This window comes from Occallatibacter sp. FHG110214_02 (assembly GCF_059115385.1).
In genome coordinates, this window is record NZ_JBZYWK010000001.1 from 400,900 (window position 1) to 420,566 (window position 19,667).

At 57.0% G+C, this 19,667-nt stretch carries 15 protein-coding genes; 4 read left to right on the forward strand and 11 right to left on the reverse strand.

Annotation, left to right across the window (positions count from 1 at the left end; genetic code table 11):
• Nucleotides 1–9: 9 nt before the first annotated feature.
• The 4 genes from AC5S3R_RS01650 to AC5S3R_RS01665 all read right to left on the reverse strand — a co-directional run bounded on the left by AC5S3R_RS01650 (nt 10) and on the right by AC5S3R_RS01665 (nt 7,482).
• A complete protein-coding gene (locus tag AC5S3R_RS01650) occupies nt 10–2,553 on the reverse strand; it encodes a hypothetical protein (RefSeq protein ID WP_494264867.1) in 2,544 nt (847 codons plus the stop codon).
• A gap of 41 nt (nt 2,554–2,594) precedes the next feature.
• Nucleotides 2,595–3,497 (reverse strand): DmsE family decaheme c-type cytochrome, encoded by a 903-nt coding sequence (locus AC5S3R_RS01655; protein WP_494264868.1) that lies wholly within the window; start codon nt 3,495–3,497, stop codon nt 2,595–2,597.
• Between the two features lie 242 nt (nt 3,498–3,739).
• Entirely contained in the window at nt 3,740–4,885 is a 1,146-nt protein-coding gene (locus AC5S3R_RS01660; protein ID WP_494264869.1) for a TIGR04053 family radical SAM/SPASM domain-containing protein, read from the reverse strand.
• 176 nt (nt 4,886–5,061) lie between these two features.
• Nucleotides 5,062–7,482: a S9 family peptidase gene (locus AC5S3R_RS01665; protein WP_494264870.1), complete on the reverse strand. Its 2,421-nt coding sequence runs from the start codon at nt 7,480–7,482 to the stop codon at nt 5,062–5,064.
• Nucleotides 7,483–7,805: 323 nt separating this feature from the next.
• Here AC5S3R_RS01665 and AC5S3R_RS01670 point away from each other — a divergent pair, with 323 nt between their 5' ends.
• Complete coding sequence (locus AC5S3R_RS01670; RefSeq protein WP_494264871.1) at nt 7,806–10,298, forward strand: TonB-dependent receptor domain-containing protein; 2,493 nt, start codon at nt 7,806–7,808, stop codon at nt 10,296–10,298.
• A 66-nt stretch (nt 10,299–10,364) separates the two neighbouring features.
• Here AC5S3R_RS01670 and AC5S3R_RS01675 read toward each other — a convergent pair whose 3' ends face one another.
• The 4 genes from AC5S3R_RS01675 to AC5S3R_RS01690 all read right to left on the reverse strand — a co-directional run bounded on the left by AC5S3R_RS01675 (nt 10,365) and on the right by AC5S3R_RS01690 (nt 13,285).
• The gene (locus tag AC5S3R_RS01675; protein ID WP_494264872.1) at nt 10,365–11,294 is read right to left on the reverse strand and encodes a substrate-binding domain-containing protein; all 930 of its coding nucleotides are present in this window, start codon (nt 11,292–11,294) and stop codon (nt 10,365–10,367) included.
• A 48-nt stretch (nt 11,295–11,342) separates the two neighbouring features.
• Entirely contained in the window at nt 11,343–11,822 is a 480-nt protein-coding gene (locus tag AC5S3R_RS01680) for a GAF domain-containing protein (RefSeq protein WP_494264873.1), read from the reverse strand.
• A gap of 30 nt (nt 11,823–11,852) precedes the next feature.
• Nucleotides 11,853–12,092 (reverse strand): hypothetical protein, encoded by a 240-nt coding sequence (locus AC5S3R_RS01685; RefSeq protein ID WP_494264874.1) that lies wholly within the window; start codon nt 12,090–12,092, stop codon nt 11,853–11,855.
• A 107-nt stretch (nt 12,093–12,199) separates the two neighbouring features.
• Nucleotides 12,200–13,285, reverse strand: coding sequence for a thioredoxin family protein (locus AC5S3R_RS01690; protein ID WP_494264875.1), 1,086 nt, complete (start codon nt 13,283–13,285; stop codon nt 12,200–12,202).
• A gap of 53 nt (nt 13,286–13,338) precedes the next feature.
• Here AC5S3R_RS01690 and AC5S3R_RS01695 point away from each other — a divergent pair, with 53 nt between their 5' ends.
• The 3 genes from AC5S3R_RS01695 (at nt 13,339) to AC5S3R_RS01705 (ending at nt 16,699) form a co-directional block, all read left to right on the forward strand.
• Nucleotides 13,339–14,043 carry a M24 family metallopeptidase gene (locus AC5S3R_RS01695; RefSeq protein ID WP_494264876.1) on the forward strand — a complete coding sequence of 235 codons (705 nt, stop codon included), beginning with the start codon at nt 13,339–13,341 and terminating at the stop codon, nt 14,041–14,043.
• Between the two features lie 292 nt (nt 14,044–14,335).
• Nucleotides 14,336–15,223 (forward strand): aldo/keto reductase, encoded by an 888-nt coding sequence (locus AC5S3R_RS01700; protein WP_494264877.1) that lies wholly within the window; start codon nt 14,336–14,338, stop codon nt 15,221–15,223.
• A 33-nt stretch (nt 15,224–15,256) separates the two neighbouring features.
• The gene (locus AC5S3R_RS01705) at nt 15,257–16,699 is read left to right on the forward strand and encodes a PQQ-dependent sugar dehydrogenase (protein ID WP_494264878.1); all 1,443 of its coding nucleotides are present in this window, start codon (nt 15,257–15,259) and stop codon (nt 16,697–16,699) included.
• Nucleotides 16,700–16,772: 73 nt separating this feature from the next.
• Here the strand turns inward: AC5S3R_RS01705 and AC5S3R_RS01710 are convergent, their stop codons facing one another.
• Genes AC5S3R_RS01710 through AC5S3R_RS01720 form a run of 3 tightly spaced genes read right to left on the reverse strand, consistent with a single transcriptional unit; the run spans nt 16,773 to nt 19,637 of the window.
• Nucleotides 16,773–18,161, reverse strand: a complete 1,389-nt coding sequence (locus tag AC5S3R_RS01710; protein ID WP_494264879.1) for an MlaD family protein — start codon at nt 18,159–18,161, stop codon at nt 16,773–16,775.
• A 4-nt stretch (nt 18,162–18,165) separates the two neighbouring features.
• On the reverse strand, nt 18,166–18,909 hold the full coding sequence (locus AC5S3R_RS01715; protein WP_494264880.1) for an ABC transporter ATP-binding protein: 744 nt from the start codon (nt 18,907–18,909) through the stop codon (nt 18,166–18,168).
• Nucleotides 18,906–19,637 (reverse strand): MlaE family ABC transporter permease, encoded by a 732-nt coding sequence (locus AC5S3R_RS01720; protein ID WP_494264881.1) that lies wholly within the window; start codon nt 19,635–19,637, stop codon nt 18,906–18,908. Before AC5S3R_RS01720 ends, AC5S3R_RS01715 begins: the two co-directional genes overlap by 4 nt.
• Nucleotides 19,638–19,667 lie beyond the last annotated feature (30 nt).

Genomic DNA, 19,667 nt, shown 5'->3' on the forward strand with positions numbered 1-19,667 from the left:
CCTTGTGGTTCAAAATTCATAGTGCACGCCAAGCGTTACGTGATTGGCATGGAAGTTCCGCGGTGCGGTTAGTCCGGCGGAGGACTCGGTCATGCCTGTTGGATACGGGAACGAGGCGCAGGGTGCAATTGTCGATGCGGTTGTGGAAGACGTGCTGCAGTATTCCGCACCGGAAGGGCCACCTTCTCCGTAGCCGTAGAAATCGTACCCCGCTTTCCATGTCCATGCCTTGCGGAATGTCCAGGCGACGTTTACGTAGGGCGACTGGTAGGTTGAGTTGAGCGAGCCGTTCACGTCGCGGGCGTTGTCGAAGAGGCGCGTTCCGCCTACGTCACTGATGCGATAGCCGAGGCTGGCACGCACGGTCTTGGTGGGAACGAGCGTGATGGCCGCGGAGCCGAAGTTGGTTGGTGCGTTCTGGAAGTCGCGCGAGTACCACTCGTACTGCGTTGGGCTGGAGCCGCGCACGCTTTGCGGGCAGATGCTGGGTGCGCCGCTTGCGGTGGGTGTGGCTGCGCCGGGCAGGTCGGCTTCCGCGCCGCTGGTGTAGCAGCTATTGGTGGCGGTGTAGACGGCCGAGTAGGCGTAGTTGATGTCGAACTCGTAGTGCTCGTTGGGAGAGACTACGGCACCGATGCCGAAGATGCGGCTGTGGTCGATGTGGTTGAGCGGTCCGAAGTACTTGGCTCCGGCGGTGGGGTTGTTGGTGTTGTTGTGGCGCTCCAAGTCGTTGTAAGTGGCGCTGATGGTTGCCCATGTGCGCGGCTTGTACATGGTGCGAATCTTGTAGTGCCAGAGCTGGCGTGGAGCAACGGCTGTGAGTACATCGTCAGCGTATGCGCCTTCGATGGTGCCGTTGATGCTCCAGTTATTGGTGGGGCGGAGAGCGGCGTTGAAGATGCCGGCGTTCTCATTGATGTTGACGGTGAGAGGCGTGTATGCAGCTGATCCTGTGGCCGTGTTGTAGGTCGTATCGTGCTCGCGATGACGCCAGCCAAAGGAGAACGTTGCGCGTGATGTCGCATCCCATGTAGCGGTCAGAGTGTTGGTGAGGAACTTCTGGCCGAAGTAGTTGGGCTCGTTGACGCCAGCGGTGTCGCCGTTGATGCTGCCGCCTTTTACCGAGGTGAGCGTGCCGTTGTAGTTGATGGTCTGCTCGGTTGCGGGCGTAGTCAGTTCCCGTCCACCGTTCCACGTGAGCAATGCGGGCTGGTGGGCAAGGTTGTAGTTGACCTGATCGGAGAGCGTGACGTTCTTGGCTACCTGCCAGACGACTCCGAAGTCCGTGGAGAAGACGTCGCGCTTGGCGCTGGAGTTGCCGGTGAAGGTGAGGTCGCGAACGCCGCCTGCGAGTCCCTGGAAGTTGTCATAGTAGTTGGGCAGGCTCATGTTCGCTTGCGTGTAGCGGACATCGCCGGTCACGGTGAGGCGCGGGATGCTGGAGCTTTGCAGGCGCAGCATTTCCGTTGGATAGAGGAAGCGCGTGGGCTGCGAGCGAAGGTAGTTGGTGGCTACGGCGCAGGCGGGGTCGATGATTGGCCGACCGCCGGACGTTTGGGACGGGTAGAGGATTGTGTTCGGGTCCTGCATGCTGGCGGTGTTGCAGGTGACGGCAGGGAACTCTTCGGTGTAGTTGCCTACGGTCACCGGCGTGCCGTCGGCTTCCTGCAGGATGAGGCTGCTGGGTGCGAGTGAGAAGAACGAGTCCGACTTGATGTGGTCTACGACTTCTTCAAAGGTGATGTGTGTCTGCGGGAGGGGCTTCCATTCGACGGAGCCGGTCCATGTGTCGCTGCTTTGACGCATGTACTCCTGCAGGAGCGAGGTTTCCAGGTAGGTTTCTCCGCCGGTGATGGCAAAGCCGGGGCTCAGCGTGGGACCTTCAAAGACATTCTGCGAGTAGCCGAAGCGGAAGGTCACCTTGGAGAGCGGCAGGAGGGTGAGATTGGTGTCCGTCATGCGGCGGACGGTGTTGAACATGAAGGGCGACTGCAGAACCTGCGGCCATGCGAACTGGCCAACCGGCGCGGCGGAGGAGCCAATCGGGATTGAGCTGCCGCCTGGGATGTTCGGGTTGCCGAGCAGGTCGTAGTCGAAGTACTGACGGTCGCGACGGAAGAGGCCGGAGAACTCGTAGTCCTTGCCCTTGTAGAAATTGAGCCGGGTATAGAGATTCGGGTCGCCGCCGAAGCCGTTGCTGAAGAGGGATAGCGAATCTACCAGCGTGTGCTTGGTTCCGGGCAGGGCGTGCAACTCGAAGGTTTCGCCTTGAACGCGGGGGCCGGATTGCAGATTGACCAGCGTGCTGTACATTGCGTCGCTGCCGGAGTTTTCTGCGATGCGTCCGCCGAGGTCAACGGAGTTGTGAACGCTATAGCCCGCTGGTACGGACATGGTTGTGGTGGGCGCCGGAAGCGGTGCGCCGGGCTGTGGATTCTGGCCGGCGGCAACGGTGGGCGGTATCAGGAGAGCGCACAGACCGATGGCGGATGAGAGCCTTGCGGCGAAGGGCGATTGTGCGCGTACTAAAGAAAAGCTAGCGAAATGCGTCATAACATGAAGCCTCACTTGCGAAGAAAAACGTTCTGCTTCCATCACCGGATGAATGCCGGGTTCACATTCGAGCCATGAATGAAGGTATGGCAGGTAATGCAGGGGTGCGATTCCTGAGAGCCAGTGCCCGCGCCGTGAATGGTGCCTGCCGCGACTGGGCTGTGGCACTGATTGCAGAGCGTGTTGATGCTGGGCATGTTCAGCAGGCGTGCGTTCTGCGAGCCGTGCGGAGTGTGGCAGCCTACGCAACCTTCCGACTTAACAGGGGCGTGCTCGAAGACGAATGGGCCACGGGTTTCCGTGTGGCAACGTGTGCAGATGGCGTTCTGGTCCGCGGTGGAGCGCAGATTCGTCTTGCTCATGGTGCCGTGCGTGTCGTGGCAATCGCTGCACTTGATGAGCCCTTCATTGACCTTGTGATGGAAGGGCATGTCGAAGGAGGGCTTCACGTCGGTGTGGCACTGGAAGCAAAGCTTGGGCTGGTCAACCTTGAGCAGCGTGGCCTGCGTGGTGCTGGCGTGTACGCTGTGGCAGGTTGTGCAGCCTACGTTGGCCTTGGCGTGAGCCGAGCGGTCAAAGTTAGCGTGCTGGCCGGCGTGGCAGTTGAGGCAGAGCGCATCGGCCTGCCTGGGAGATGCCTTGGCGGGGTTGAAGATTTTGGCTGCGTCCCCGTCTTCAGAGTGAGCTTTGCCCGCACCGTGGCAGTTCTCGCAGGTTACGCCGTTTTTGCCGTGCGCGAGTGCGAGCTTGCTGTGCGGATTCTCAGAGAATTTTTTGGCCTGGTCGTCATGGCAGTTGGCGCAGGTTTCATTGCCGACGAAGTTGGCGGGGTTAGTGTCGATTGTACGCGGAGGTGTGACGTTTGTTTTTTGTGCGCAAGCTACGCCGCTTGCAAGAATCGTCACCGCCGCAAAAACTGCCAGGCCTAAATAGCGCCGCATCATGACCACCTCATCTGGTAGCGGATGGGCTGTTTTTTGGAGCGAACATCTCGTCAGACCCTGCTGCCAGTCAGGAAATTTTTCAATAGCAGAGTAGCCTTGAAGGCGGGCGAATCACTGTGACATTCATCACCCTCGGACTAAGGCGTTTCTCAGGCTAAAGATACTGAATTTGTGATTAGGAGCGAGTATACACACGTATGTGCAACCTGGCAGTTGCACATGCGCGTAAAGTTAGAGAATTTTCATGCAGCGGGTGTGCATTTAAGGGCGGATTGGGGCTGATAGACGCATAAAGGGTCGCTGGCGAGCGGGTCTCCGGTGGCGGCGAAGGCGCGTGCGCGTGAGCCTCCGCAGAGGGCGCTGTATTCGCAGTGGCCGCATTTGCCGTGGAAAGCGCTTGGAGTATGGAGGGATTGGAAGATGGCGGAGTTGCGGTAGATATCGACGAGGTTGTCGCGGCGTACGTTGCCGGCGACAAGCGGCAGAAAGCCCGCGGGGTAGATGTAGCCTTCGCTGGAGACGAAGACGATGCCATGGCCGTCACGTATGCCGAAGCCACGGTAGACGGGCGTGCGCTGGATTTCGCTGGCGTGGCGGCCTTCTGCCTGCATACGCTGCAGGGCTACGCGGCGGTAGGAGGGGGCTTCGGTTGTTCCGATGGCGAAGGGGGAGCGCTGGGATAGGTCAAAGACCCATTCCATGCAGGTTTCGGCTTGTTCGGGGGAGATGGGCTGCAGTGTCTGGCCGCGGCCAACGGAGATGAGGAAGAAGAGGCTCCAGCGCGTGATGGTGTGCGTTTTGAGCACTTCATAGATGCGCGGGAGGTCGTCGAGTGTTTCCTGCGAGACGAGCGTGTTGACTTGAATGGGGAGGCCGAGGCTGGCGGCGTTGCGGAGGGCGGTCATGGTCCACTCAAAACAACCGGGGACCCCGCGCACGGCTTCATGGCGCTCGGAGCAGGAACCGTCGAGACTGATGCCGAGGGCTTCAATGCCGTGCTGCAGGAGCTTGACGAGGGTTTCCATGGTGAGCGCGGGGGTGACGCTGGGCGTGATGGAGACGGTGAGGCCGCGCTGGCGGGCTTCGTCGATTAGCTCGTAGATGTCGGGGCGGCGGAGCGGGTCGCCGCCGGTGAGGATGAGTTGCGGGCGCGGGTGGTCGAAGCGCGATATCTGATAGATGAGGTCTTTGCCTTCGGCACGGGTGAGCTCGGTGGGAAGCGGGTTGGGGACCGCTTCCGCACGGCAGTGGCGGCAGGCAAGGGCGCAGGCCTGGGTGGTTTCCCAGTAGACATTTAAGGGAGCGCGGGAGAAATCGTGTTTGCCGCTGTGGGCGTGCGGATGGACATGAGGGGCGGGGAGCATGGTGCGTATGTCGTTGGGGTACATGGTGCCGACCTCCGGGCGCGAAGGCTTGTTTGCCTGCGTGTCTTCAAGCTACTTGCGGAGTGAACGGCGCTCAGTGACTGGCGTCACATGGGCTGGTTTTGTGTCGAAACTTTGGTGCATCCACGGATATGCGGTGGGTGAGGCGGGGCATATCCGTGGATATCAACGTTGGGAGTTTAGTTGGATTGAGCGGAGTCAGCATCCGTTGCGGCGGAGTCGTCCGCGGGGCCGCCGCCGGCCATGGGAGGCGCGGGCGGCTTCATCTGGTATTCGTGCGGGGGGATGCCGTCGGCGAGATAGCGCACGAAGTAATCCCAGCGGCGGCGTGCCATGTAGTTGTTGTACGGGCCGTAGCTGTGTCTCTGGTTGGGCAGCAGAAGAAGGTCGAAGTCCTTGTTTGCCTTGATTAAGGCATCCACTACGAGCAGGGTGTTGTTGGGCGGCACGTTGTTGTCCATGGTGCCGTGGGCCAGCAGGAGATGGCCTTTGAGATTTTTGGCGAAGTCCTGATTGGCCTGGCTGGCGTAGTTGCTCTTGCCGTTGGCGTCCCTGGTTTCGAGGCCGAGCCACTTTTCTCCCCAGTCGTCTTCATACACGCGGTTGTCGTGGTTGCCGCTTTCGGAGATGCCGACCTTGAAGAAGTCGGGGAAGTGGAACATGGCTGCGGCGGTTGCCGCTCCGCCGCCGGAGTGGCCGTAGATGCCGGCGCGGTCGATGTCAATCCACGAATACTTTGCTGCCAGTTCCTTCATGCCTGCGACCTGGTCGGGGATGGTGTTGTCGCCCATGTCTCCGAAGAGTGCTTCATGAAAGGCTTTTGAGCGCGACGGGGTTCCCATGCCGTCGATGCATACGACGATGAAGCTGAGTTCCGCGAGTGATTGACGGTCGCCGTGCGCTGCTGCGAATCGACGTGATCCGCAGGAGCCGGTCTGCGGGCCGGGGTAGACGTTGTTGACGATGGGGTACTTCTTTGAGGCGTCGAAGGTTGTTGGTTTGAAGAGGAAGCCGTAGAGGTCCGTTTTGCCGTCGCGTGCTTTGACGGTGATGGGCACGGGGGGAACCCAGCCGATTGCTTTCAGTTTGGTGATGTCCTGACTGGGCAGTTGCACTACGGTTTTGCCGTTGGCGTCACGGATGACGGCTTGTGCGGGCTCGGTGGCTGTGGAGTAGATGTCGGAGAAGTAGCGGCCGTTCGGGGATATGGCTACGTTGTGGTCGGCATTTTCGGGAGTGAGCAGCTTTTGATTGGTGCCGTCGAAGTTGACGTGATAGAAGGCGGAGAAATAGGGGTCGCGGCCTGCTTCTTTGCCTACTCCGGCGAAGTAAATTACGCGAGCCTTGGTATCGACGGAAAGAACCTGGGCTACGTTGCCGTCACCGTGTGTGATTTGGTGCTTCAGCTTTCCGGTTGCGAGGTCATATAGATATAGCTGGCCCCAGTTGTCCTTTTCGCTGAACCAGAGGACTTCATTGGAGGCGGGGAGGTATTTCCAGTTGGTTTTGTTCTCACCGCTCTCAAAAAATGTTTTGACGGTTTCGCTGAGGACTTCGTGGACATCGCCGGTTTCGGGATTGGCTACGCGGAGCCATTCCTGCCGGTGGTCGCGGGATGTGGAGACGAAGGCGAGGCTCTTGCTGTCTTCGCTCCATTGGGTGTCGGCCCATCCGTCGCGGCAGGAAACGTCGTCGCAGGTTGTTGAGCGGTGGTAGTCGGCGGGCATCTTCAGGCGGACTACGTTCTTTGTGTTTACGTCGATGACTACACGCTGAATCATGGCGACTGTGGCATCGCCTGCGAGGGGATATTTGACGGAACTCAGCTCGGGGTGGCCGACTACGGTGGGCACGAGGTACATCTCTTTTACCTGGCGCTCGTCCTGCTGATAGGTTGCGATTTTGCTTGAGTCAGGCGACCAGACGAGGATGGCGCGAGGGCTTTGCTGCCAGCCTGCGTTGTCGGTTGCGTAGCCGTAGTTTTTTACGCCGTCGGTGGTGAGCTGGGTTTCGTTGCCTGTGGCGACGTCGCGCAGCCATAGGTTGCTGTCGCGGAGGAAGGCTTCTTTTTTGCCGTCAGGGGAGAGGTTGGCGGGGCCGTCGCCGGGTTTGACCTTGGTTTGTATGCGGGTGCAGGTGTCCTGCTCTGCCAGAGTGCAGCGGAATTGGCGGCCGCTTGCAGAGAGCAGGATGGTTTTGTCGCTGTCCTCGAACTTGAGCTCATTGATGGCCAGGTGCTTGGCGTCGAACTTTCTTGCACGATCATGAGCGCCTGTGGAGGGGGCGTTTGCTTCTGCGGCATTTAATGCGGCGGCTAGCTTTTCGCTATCGAATGCGGGGGCCTTTGTTCCCTTGGCCGGGTCAACCAGCGTGTAGGTTACGCCGTCTTCTCCGGCGTCAGCGAACCAGAAGCGGTTGTCTGCCAGCCATGTGGGATGCTCGACGGTATGCAGCACGAGCCTGTCCACGTTGTAGCCCATGAACTTCTCGGCCTGTGCGTAGTCCGCTGTCGTATAGACGCGGCCCTGTTGCGCGAAGCCTGTTGCGGGAACAATACAACTGAGAGCCGCAACCGTCCATGCGATACGCCTGCTAGACATCCACATCCTTTGCCTCCACCTGATTCAGCCCAAATTGAAATGCGATGCAATGAGTTTACAGGGCTGGTTTGCGGGCGGCGCAAAGGAAAGCGCGATGGAACGGTACATATATAAGGATTGCTAAAAACCACGATTCTTTGCGGATAAGTACGATTTACGATTTGTATTCGATTAAATTCGACTTGAATAATATAAAAATGAATTAAGGACAATGGAACTGGCGCGCAGCGCCGTACGCTTCCTTCCCCCCTTTTGCTCACTCCCACATCTCCGAGCGCCGCAGATTGCGGCCTCGTGCATGGTGGGAATTTTTTGAGGAGACCATGTCGCAAATTTCCAAGTTTTACTCTTATCTTCGCGGGCTTTCCTGCCTGTTCCTGCTGGGCTGTTTTGCATTGATTTGCGGAGCCGCTGGTGCGCAGGCGCAGGCTGGACAGGTTCACGGCATTGTGCACGATCCCGACCAGTCGGCGGTTGCCAATGCGGAGGTTCGTCTTACTAACCTTGCTACGAACGCTACTCGGCGCACTACCAGCAATGGAGCTGGGCAGTATAACTTTGCTTCGGTTCCCGCAGGCACGTATCGCGTGGAGGCGGAGAAGGATGGTTTTGCGAATGCTGTTGTTTCTTCGGTGAATGTTGCCGAGGGGCAGAGCCTTGTGCAGGACCTTGGCTTTACTACCGTCAGTGCCAGCACTTCGATTAGCGTTACGGCGGGGATTACGGGCACGGTTGCGCAGGCTTATGCGGTTCCTAATGTTGATTCGGGCGTGATGGGCGAGCAGCCTGTTGTGAACCAGCCTTATACCATCACGATTGCGTCGGCGGACCTGATTACGAATACGCAGGTTAAGAGCTTCAAGGACACGATGAAGTTTCTGCCGCTTGTTTCTTACACGGAGCAGCAGGGGCCTGAGGTTCTTCGTCCGGCTACGCGCGGGTTCCAGGGAAGCATTGCGCAGAACACACGCATGGACGGTATGGCGATGGCTATTACCGGCGGCAATCCTATGGAGCAGTACCAAGAGCTGCAGGTTGAGAACGGACTTGGCGCGGCGATGTACGGACCGGCGAATCCTTCGGGCATGTTTGATTTTGTGTTGAAGCGTCCTACGAACGAGCGCTTTGCGAATCTCTTTCTTGAGCAGGACAGCAGCACGGTTGGCACCGTTTATGGCGATGCTGGCGGACGGCTGGGCAAGCGCAAGATTTTTGGCTATCGCACGAACCTGCTGTATGGCGATGGCGGCATGTGGGTGGATGGCAGCTTTTTGCGGCGTCGCCTTGGCATGTTTGCTTTTGACTTGAAGCCGAGTGACCGCACTACGATTGACGCGCACTACAGCGCTTACGACATTGTGCAGCGTGGTTATCCGGGATGGTTTACATACGGGCCTAACAAGGCGATTGCCGGAACGGCGCAGAATCCTGCTCCGTCTATTGTTCTGCCGAATGCGCCTGACCCTACGGTGCGTGGGTATGGGCAGTCGTATGCAGGCGTGAACCTGACTACGCAGAGCACGAGCGCGCGTGTGTTGCATGACTTCAACGACAACTGGCATGGTGCGGCTGGTGGGCTTGCGCAGCGTCTTGACCGCTTTATCGATACGGAAGTGAATGCGCTTAGCAACAACAACGGCGACTATACTGCGTCGCTGGCTACGGGCTTTGCTCCGCGCTTTGGCGTGGAGAGCGACCTTGGCTATATCACCGGCCTGATTCATAAGTGGGGCGTGTCGCAGGATATCGTCATTGCGAGCGAGGGCTATCGCTTTAACCAGTATGGTTATGTTGCGCCTGCTGCGGCTGCGGTCAAGCTTGGTACGGCCAACGTTGCCGCGCCGGTTATCTTTGCGCCGCCCGCTGCTGGTTTGCCGAAGAACCAGAACATTTATCGCTCGTCGATCGTGCATCAGCAGGGCTTCAACATTGGCGACTTCATCAGCTTTCCGAAGTACTTTGCGATTCGCCTTGCGGCTAGCCAGGACTGGATTGGCGTAGACAACTGGAGCTTTAAGAATGGCGCGGCGGGTTGGGCCAGCGGCTCGCATAAGAACGGTGTCAGTCCTTCGGCCAGCATTCTGTTCAAGCCGGGGAATTCGATGACGGCTTATGCGACCTTTGCCAGCAGCTTGCAGCAGGGAGACATTGCGCCGGGTGGTACGGTGAATGCGAACCAGTCGCTTGCTCCTTATCGCAGCAAGGAGTGGGAGATTGGCTTCAAGACCGACCAGCATCCTATTACGTTGACTACGGCACTGTTCCGCTTGGAGAGGCCGTTTGCTAACACTGTTGCTTATGGCAACACCGGCAAGACCATCTTTGAGATTGTTGGTCAGCAGGTGAACTATGGCGCGGAGATTTCCGGGCAGGGAACGCTGTTTCATCGGCTGCTGCTGGATGGCGGCTTTACGGCGCTGAATGCGCGGCTTAACGACACGGGCATTACGGCTACGGATGGTAAGCGCTTTGTTGGTATTCCGGCTTACCACTCGAACCTGTATGGCGAATACAAGGTGCCGGGCGTGGCAAACCTGGTGGTTACGGGCAACTGGCAGATTACCGGGAGCCGTGTGCAGGACGATGAGAACCTGCACTATACGCAGGGATTCCAGACGGTTGACCTTGGCTTCCGCTATGCGCATGCCGTGTGGGGCAAGCTGGCTACGCTGCGCTTTGGCAGCCAGAACGTGGGCAATGTGCGGTACTACTCCACGATTGCGGCGGGTGATATTACGGGAACCAATGCGAGCAGCAACACTGCGCATCTTGGTTCGCCTCGTACTATCTCTACCTCTCTGCAGATTGCGTTCTAACGCGGTTGCAACTCAGCAGAAAAGCCGCCGTCTCGCAAGAGACGGCGGCTTTTTGTTTGCGCGTTTTTATGCGCGGAGAATGGGGGCTTTGCCCGGCGAGATGAAGCCGTTTGCCTGGAATAATGCTTGTGCTTCGGATGCTTGCAGCCATTGCAGGAAGGCTGTGGCTCCTGCTGCGTTTGAGGCGTTCTTTAATGCGGCTGCGTAGAAGACCAGCGGGTCGGGATAGAAGGTTTTGCCTTCAATTGCCAGGCTTACGTCTGGGTTTGCGCTGTGTACGTCGTCGCGGCTGAGGTTGATTTCTTCCGGTAAGGAAACATAGGGAAGTGAGCCGTTTACTATGCCTGTTTTGTACGACGCGGTGGCGTCGAGGTCGCCGCTGCGAAGCTTGTCCTGCACGCCGGGGACTAACTGCGCGGGGTTCTGCGGGGCTCCTAGTAGCTTTTCTGCCAGACCGGGCTGGTTGTATTTCTTTTCGGCCAGCATCATGGCGAAGAGGATTGCCCGCGCACCGGGGTCGGCTGCGGGATTGCCGCGGCCAATGCGGAATCCGGGCTGCTGCATGACTTCCCACCAGTTGGCTTTGCCTGTTGCGGCGTCTGCAAGCTGGGAGGCAAAGCGGCTCTTGGGGCTGTAGGCCAGCACGAGCTCCGTGCGCGCGACTGGGACGGCTTGCTCTGCTAATCCGGCTGCGAAGAGCGTCTTGATTGGGGTTGCGGTGATGGGCAGAAAGACGTCGGCGTGCAGGCTCCCGGCTACCAGCGCTTTGGCTACTGCGTCGGCGCCTTCGGAGTGCGCATGCAGGTCCAGATGAAGGGTTTTTGCGGCTCCGGTTTTCAGTGCGCCTTCCAGCATGGCTCGCACGGAGCCGGCAGAGGCTACGTTCAGTTGCTGCAGTTCCTGCGCGAGAAGATGCGTGGGGAGTCCGGTGGCGATGCCTGCGGCGAAAGCTGTGCTGCGCAGTAGGAAGTTGCGGCGAGAGGGAAGAGTGGTCATTTTCAGATTGATATTACCGGATGTCTGGGTGCCTGAAACTTGTACGCGTTATGCGGGATTCTTTTCGATGAAATTGCATACAATCTCAGCGCATTGTTCAAGAAATTCTCTGTCAGCGTTGGAGAATGCCGCGAGGTTGTGGCTGTCGATATCAATTTCACCAACGACGGTTCCGTTGGCCCGGATGGGAACAACGATTTCGGATTTTGTCTCGATGGAGCAGGCTAGATAGCGCGGGTCGGAGTTTACATCGTCCACGATTACGGTGTTGTTTTGCGCGACGGCGGCTCCGCAGATTCCCTGATTGACGGGAATGCGGATGTGCTCGGTGGGCGCTCCGCGAAATGGGCCGAGGACTAGTGTTTCCGCGTCGTTGGGGTCGAGCATGTAGAAGCCTGTCCAGTTGTAGTACGGCAGGCACTGCGGAATGATTTCTACGATGACGTTTTGCAGCCCGGCGAGATCTGCCGCGGTGTTTGCGGCGCTTGCGATTTCGGCGAGGATGCTTTGAAAGTCCGGAGTGGTCATACTTTTTTGTGGTGCATGCGCGGTTTGGAGCTAATTGCGCACGCCTCCCTGCAGCCAGTATGCCAGTATGTCCAGTTGCTCATCGCAGACCTGGGTGGGGACTGGCGCGGTCATGTAGGCAATGTTGGTGGGCAGGCCAGCGGCTTTCAGGGCTTCCCGCAGGTCGTTGCAATCCAAGAACTGGAAGGGGAAGGACCATCGATGTTCGGGATCGGTGCAGCCGAGGTCTACGTACGCCGAACCCGGCCAGCGGCAAAAGAAGAATTTCACCGTTCGCAGATTTGTTAGATTTGCCGACGCTACGGGCATGCGTCGATTTTATACGTATCGATACGGATTTATGATCGAAAATGTGCGATTCTTGCTATGATTTTTCTTCAGCCGAAGGTGAAGGAGAATGCCTGCACGCCGGGGTCGAGGAATTCTATTTCGAAAACGTGGTCGGCTACGGGCTCTCCAATTTGCCTAACCAGTTGATATAAACGGTGTTCTGTTACGGTGCCGTTTCCATCGGCGTCGGTGTCTACTCCGTGGCTGGTGCCGAGGGCGTGGCCGTCGATGGTTACGCGAAAGCGTACGGGCTTGCCGTCGGCAGTAGGGCCGAGGACGAGATGGAGGTCGCGGGCGTAGAAGCGGAAGGCGATTTTTCCGCCTGCTGCTTTAAGCTCGGCTAGCTGCCCGCGGTCCAGCCACGCGCCAGAGAGGCCCCATTCGTTGATGCGGAGGTCGTTTGGGAGGGAGTAGAGGATTTCGCGGTCGGGCCTGATTCCACCGGGCGAGCCAAAGTGGCGGGCGCGGGTGTAGCCGATGTAGGTTTCAGGGGAGCGAACGGAACTTAAATCGGCGGCGGCCAGAATGCCCTGTCCTTTTACGCTGACGGTGTTGTCGGGCATGGGCTTCTGGTTGGCCTCTTTCAGCAGTTCCTGTATCCAGCGCTCGGATTGGGCGTACTCGCCTTCTCCGAAGTGCTGGTAACGGACCTTGCCTTTGGCATCGAGGAAGTAGTGGGCGGGCCAATACTGATTGTGGAAGGCGTTCCAGATGTCCTGGTTGCTGTCGAGGGCGACGGGGTAGGAGATGTCGAATTTTTTGACGGCTTTCTGGACGTTGGGGAGTTGTTTTTCAAAGTCGAACTCTGGCGTGTGGACGCCGATTACGACCAAGCCGCTGTCTTTGTATTTCTCTGCCCATGCGCGGATATACGGGAGGGCGCGGAGGCAGTTGATGCAGGAGTAGGTCCAGAAATCGATGAGAACGACTTTGCCTTTGAGGTCTTTTGCGGTGAGGGGCTTGGAGTTGATCCATCCGGTAGCGCCTGAAAGTCCGTAGAGTGGGGAGCTGCCCAGGATGCTCTGCGGCTCTTGCGCTGCGACTGTGGGCTGACTGGTAATTGTGCAGCACAAAGCCGCAACCACCGCTATTATCGAGAGCAGTCCTTTTCGGCAATGGGGAATAACTCGCATGGGGTCCAACTCCTTCCGTCGGCAACTATAAATGTTAGTGAGGTGTTCGTCCTATGATTCGTCCAGTAGATGGCTTGGAGGAACAAAAGGTTACAGAGCTTCGCGCCGCGCAGGACAAGGCTGTGCAGCTTTTTCATGAGGTGGAAGCGCGTGGGCTGATTCGCGCCGGCATTGCGGAAAGCCAGCTTAACCAGGAGATTTACGACCTGGCAAGGGAGATGTTTGGAATCTCGACCTACTGGCATAAGCGGATTGTTCGTGCGGGGGCCAATACGCTGCTGCCTTATGCGGAGAATCCGCCTGACAATACGATTGGCGAAGATGACATTCTGTTTCTCGACCTTGGACCTGTCTTTGAAAAGTATGAGGCGGACTTTGGCCGGACATTCGTGCTTGGCTCGGACCCTGCGAAGCTGAGAATGCGCGAGGATGTGGGGAAGGCCTTTGCGGATGGGAAGCGATACTTCAAGGAGAACCCGGGGATTACGGCGAGCCAGCTTTATGCGCATGCTGTTTCTCTCGCGGAAAAGTATGGCTGGGAGTTTGGCGGGCCGATTGCCGGGCATTTGATTGGGCAGTTTCCTCACGAGAAGATTGCGGAGGATAAGGTGACGCTTTACGTTCATCCCAAGAGCAATTTGCAGATGCGCTCAAGCGATGAGAATGGGAGCGTGCGTCACTGGATTCTGGAAATCCACTTTGTGGACCGCGAGCGACAGATTGGTGGATTTTTTGAGGAGCTACTGTCTATCGACTGATGGTTGTGCGGTTTTGATTGCATTCATGATTTGCTTATTTGTCTTTGCTCAAACTTGTGGCTCGGGTATGCGATTGAGAGCGGGCTGATATATGCTTCTTTCCGTGCTGTGTGGCAAGTTGTTTCTGCGCCTGTATCCGGAAGAAATGCGTAGCTAATTTTCACGGGCTATACTTCTATGCAAATAAAATTCCGGCTGAGCTCCAGGCGGATTGGAAGCACCGCGCCGTTATTTTTTCGTGCAGCATTTATCACGTACGAATCATAGTTCGCCAACCAGAGAAGGAGTTGTTATGAGCAAAGCACAGGCATTGCCGGCTGCAGCGGCAGGCACGTTTACTATCGGCGGCGACCTTGTTGTGAATCGCATGGGCTATGGCGCTATGCGCATTACTGGCCCCGGCATCTGGGGGCTTCCCGCGGATAAGGCTTCTGCTCTTGCGACTCTACGCAAGACTACTGAGCTTGGTGTGAATTTGATCGACACAGCAGATTCTTATGGGCCGGGTACTTCAGAAGAGTTGATTGCGGAAGCGCTTTATCCCTATCCCGCTGACCTGGTGATTGCCACGAAGGGTGGATGGGAGCGTCCGGGGCCCGGACAGTGGACGCATAATGCCAGCCCCAAGCATTTGACGGCGGCTTTGGAGGGCAGCCTCAAGCGCCTTCGCGTGGAGCGCATTGACGTGCATCAGCTTCATGCGCCGGATAACGCGGTTTCGTTTGAGGCGTCTGTCGAGGCGCTTGCCAAGCTTCGCGAGCAGGGGAAGATTCGCCACGTTGGGCTTTCCAATGTGACCCGTGAGCACATTGAGCGCGCTCGCAAAATTGTGCCGATTGTTTCGGTGCAGAATCGCTATAGCTTTGCTGATCGGGAGTCGGATTTCATTGTTGATTACTGCGAGGCTAACGGTATTGCGTTTCTTCCGTGGGCTCCGATTGGCCAGGCGCGAGAGGCACATGAGGCCATCAAGTCGGTGGCGGGTGAGCTTAAGGCTACCCCGCTGCAGGTTGCTCTTGCATGGCTGCTCAAGCGCTCTTCGGCTATTCTGCCGATTCCCGGAACGTCTTCCATTCCGCATCTTGAAGAGAACGTTGCAGCCGCTTCGCTTGAGCTTCCGCAGGCTGCTTATGAAAAGCTATCCGCTGTCAGCCATCCGCCTGCAAGTCTGCGCGGATAACTTGCAACTACTTTTTTGAAACGAGAGGAAGGCATGAAAACCTTATCCGCTGCAATTCCGCAAGCCACTTTAGCGCTTGCCGTCATGTTGTTGCCCTCTGTTGCGCCTGCCCAGAATATTTCTACGGGGCAGGCGGCCTTTGCCGACTGGAACCAGCAGCAGCCGGGCGTGCGCCGCAAGATTACTGTTGCGGACCTGCCTGCTCCCAAGCCCGAAGAGGCCGTGAACAACACGCCGCACCTGGTTCCGCGTCCTGCGGATGCATGGCCTGTTGCGCCTGCGGGTTTTAAGGTGACGCTTTATGCCGGTGGCGACACTGCTCCCATGCAGCGTGCGGAAAACAAGGAGCACATGCAGCAGAGCGGCGGCACCTTTACCATGCCGCGTCTTATTCGCACTGCGCCGAATGGTGACATTTTTGTTGCGGACTCGGGTGCGGGCACGGTTCTTGTGTTGCGCGGCGTAACGGCTACGGGCAAGGCTGCGCACGTTGAGAAATTTGTTACCGGGCTTGATCATCCTTTCGGTATTGCGTTTTATCCCGCGCAAGATCCGAAATATGTCTACGTTGGTAACGCTACGACGATCCAGCGCATTCCGTATCATGTGGGCGACTTGCATGCCAGCAGTGCGCCGGAGACTGTTGTGCCGGATATTCCCGGTTATGCGCAGCTAACGGGCGGCGGCCACTGGACACGTGATGTTGTCTTTACCAAGGATGGCAAGCACATGCTCATCTCTGTGGGTTCGGGCTCGAATGCAGATGATCCAGATACGCATCCCAAGGAGTTTCATCGCGCCGCCGTGCTTGAATACACGCCGGAGGGCAAGTTCATCAAGGTGTATGCTTCTGGCATTCGCAACTGTGTTGGCGAGGCTATCAATCCCATTACCGGGCAGCTCTGGTGCTCCACCAATGAGCGCGATAATCTCGGTAACCATCTTGTTCCCGATTACGTTACTTCTATTAAGGAAGGTGGTTTTTACGGCTGGCCCTGGTACTACATGGGCAACCACCGCGACCCGCGTCTGCCGCTGCCTTGCGCTGATGGCACTGGGCCGAATGCACAGGCTGCTGCGCTTACAGATGCGCAAGCTAAAGATTGCAAGCGTGTAGATATTGGCTCCAAGGTCACCGTGCCGGATGTGCTGGTGCAGCCGCACATGGCTTCGCTTGAAATGACCTTCTATCCCTCTGGTGGAAGTTTTCCGAAGGAGTATGGCGGAGATGCGTTTGCCTCTGAGCATGGTTCATGGAACCGCGCCAACCGCGCTGGCTATGAGGTTATTCGCATTCCGATGCGCAATGGCCACTCTGCTGATGGCAGCTATGAGGACTTCCTTACTGGTTTTGTTACCAAGGATGGCCAGGTATGGGGTCGCCCCGTGGGTGTAACTGTTGGAACGGATGGTGCGCTCTATGTTAGCGATGATGGCACGCGCAGCGTATGGCGCGTTGCCTATGCAGGCAAGTAGCATTGCTTACACGAAGGCCCGCTCCTTATGGGAGCGGGCCTTTTTCTGTGTGCGGTTTCCTGTAGCGATTGGGCTAGGGCTTTGTTCTTACAAGGACGATGCAGATGCCATCCCAATTTGTATGTGTGAGCCCTGTTGGCGGCAAGTTGTTCATTGGTACGAGGCCGAAGTTGCCGGCATTCAATTGGAAATGGCTTTGGATGTAGTTCCGAACTAAAATTGCTCGATTTTGCGATTGAGCCAGTTGGGCCGTTACATCGCCACTGCCGGAATAGCCTTCAACTACGATTGGGCTTACAACGATTGCATCGCCAAACTGTGCGACGGCGTTATCGAGCATGGCTTTGCCCTTGGTCGTGAGTTGTTCTTTTCCGTCTGCGTGCGTCTCAAAGAGCTGATCTGCGGAAAGCCATGCTCGCATGTTGGACGGATTGGTGAACAAGTGATCCTGACGGTATTTCTCCGGCGACAAGTGCGCGAGATTGTAATAACCGCGATGACGGAAAAATCCACGGAAGAAGAAGTTGTGTTTGAGCGCTTCCGTTTCATCTGCCATGTTGGCAGTGGCAGACTGCACGCTGGAGAGCGATTCGCGTATGCTTGCGCCTGCACTTATGCCGGAAGCATCTGGCGCGGTTGCTTCTGCAATGGTTTGATGGATCTGACGTGATGTGGCATCGAGATTGGATGCTGCGCTCTTTACGGTGCTCAGGGTGTCGTCGATTTTCTGAGGGAATTCGCGCGACTGGATGGCGGAAACGAGTGTATCCGCCTGATTGGAGGCGTGGTTAAGGCTGGCAGTTGCTGCCTGGACATTCGTCATGGTCTGGCGGATTTGGTTTGCGAGGTTTGGATCGCGCAAGAGCATGCCTGCAGGGCCGCGCCCTTCTTTGAGTCCGAGCACAACATCATTGGCGTTGGATACTGTGCTTTTTACTCCTGTAAGCGTGCTGTTGAGATTGCCGCCTACTGATGACAGGAGGCCGTTTGCATTCTTGACGGTGTTGTCTACGTCGGTGAGCAAGCCTTTGCTTTGATCGAGGAGATCGGCTATCTCCGTCGGCTCTTTGCTCGATAGAGTGAATTGAGCGGGGGCTGCAGAAGCCGCCGGGGAGCCTGGATGAATGAGGAGAAACGTGTTGCCTACTACACCTTCTGTTCCAACTGTGGTGATGGAATCAGTCCTAACGAGACCGTGGAGATTTTCATTGATGCGTATGTGGACGCGGAACTTTGAGGATGGGTTTTGTGGCACGCTGATGCCTGTGATTTGCCCGGCGTCCATTCCGGCGACCTGAACCTTGCTTCCTTTTGCCAGTCCGGAAAGATTGGTGAACTCCGCGTAGTACTCGACGTGGCGTGCAAATGCCTCATGCCGGTTGCCGATGAGGAACAGGCCTGCGGTGAAAAGCACAAGCCCCGCGAGAACAAACAGGCCGACCAGGAAGTTTCGATTCGCCATAGTATCAGTGCTCCGAAATTAGTCTGCGAGCCGTCTCGCTTTCACTTTGTTCGACTTCAGAGGCCGTTCCAAAGGCGACCAGATCTCCTTTGTCAAAGACCGCGAAGCGATCTCCGACGCGCCGGGCTCCATGCACGTCATGAGTGACCACAATGACTGTTGTTTGATGTTCGGTCTTCTGGCGGATGAGCAGCTCATCAATCTCCGAGGCGGTGATTCGGTCAAGGCCGCTGCTTGGCTCATCTGCCAGCAGGATTCTTGGCTCAAGCACGAGTGCACGAGCAAGTCCTGCACGCTTGCGCATCCCACCGGATAACGCGGCAGGCATCTTCTGCTTGTCTCCGGCGAGGCCTACCTCTTTGAGAACCTTGTCTACTGTGGCATCGATCTCGTCCTGAGACTTGTGCGTGAGGCGATGCAATGGCAGAGCGAGGTTTTCGTAGAGTGTCAGGGAATCGAATAGCGCCGCATCCTGAAAGAGAAAGCCCATCTTTCGGCGAACTTTTGAAATGCCACTTGCCTTCAGATGAGTGATCTCATCTTCTTCTACCCAGATTTTGCCGTGGTCAGGTTTGATGAGAGACATGAGCAGTTTGAGCGTGACGCTCTTTCCTGTACCACTGCGGCCAAGGATGCAGACGGCTTGCCCGGCGGGCACCTCGAAGGAAATGTCGCGGAGTACTTGCTTTGATCCAAACGATTTGGATACGTGTTCAAAAACGACGGCCAATGCGCTCTTGCCGGTCATAGCGCATTCTCCGGAAGGATAAAGAAGATCAGCTTGATTAAGATCACATCCGCAAGAATGATGAGCAGGGAAGAGACCACTACACTTCTTGTTGCTGCGTTGCCTACTCCTTGTGCTCCTTCATTGGTTGTGTATCCGAAGAACGATGAGACGGTGCCGATGATGAAACCGAAGACAGAGGTTTTTAGAGTGGGTGGGATGAAGTTGGACCACTCCAAATCAGAAAAGGCGCGCGAGATATAGAGATGAAAGGAGATGCGCGAGGAGAAGAACTCCGATAGATAACCGCCGAGAAGTCCGGAGAAATCCATAAAAAGCGTTAGTAAAGGAAGAGCGATGACACATGCCACAACTCGCGGGACAACGAGGAATTTGAATGAATCAATGGAGAGGGATTCAATTCCATCGATTTGCTCTGTGGCTCTCATGTTGGCAAGCACTGCGCCGATTCCGGAACCGACACGCCCGGCCAACAACAGGCCGGCAACGAGAGGACCTATCTCCAGAAAGAAAGCAAGCGCCTGAACGGTTGGGATCATTGAGCTTGCTCCGAATGTGACAAGCGTGCTGCGCGTGTGCAGCGTCATTACTGTTCCCAGAGCAAAGCCGGACATGATTACGAGTGGAAGAGAGCGATAACCTGTTTCCACAACCTGGCGTGATATTTGTCCGCCCTCAAATGGAGGCCGGAAGAAATTCGTCACTACCTGACAGGCAAAGCGGCTCACTTCTCCAATGAATTCAATTGGCTTTATCAA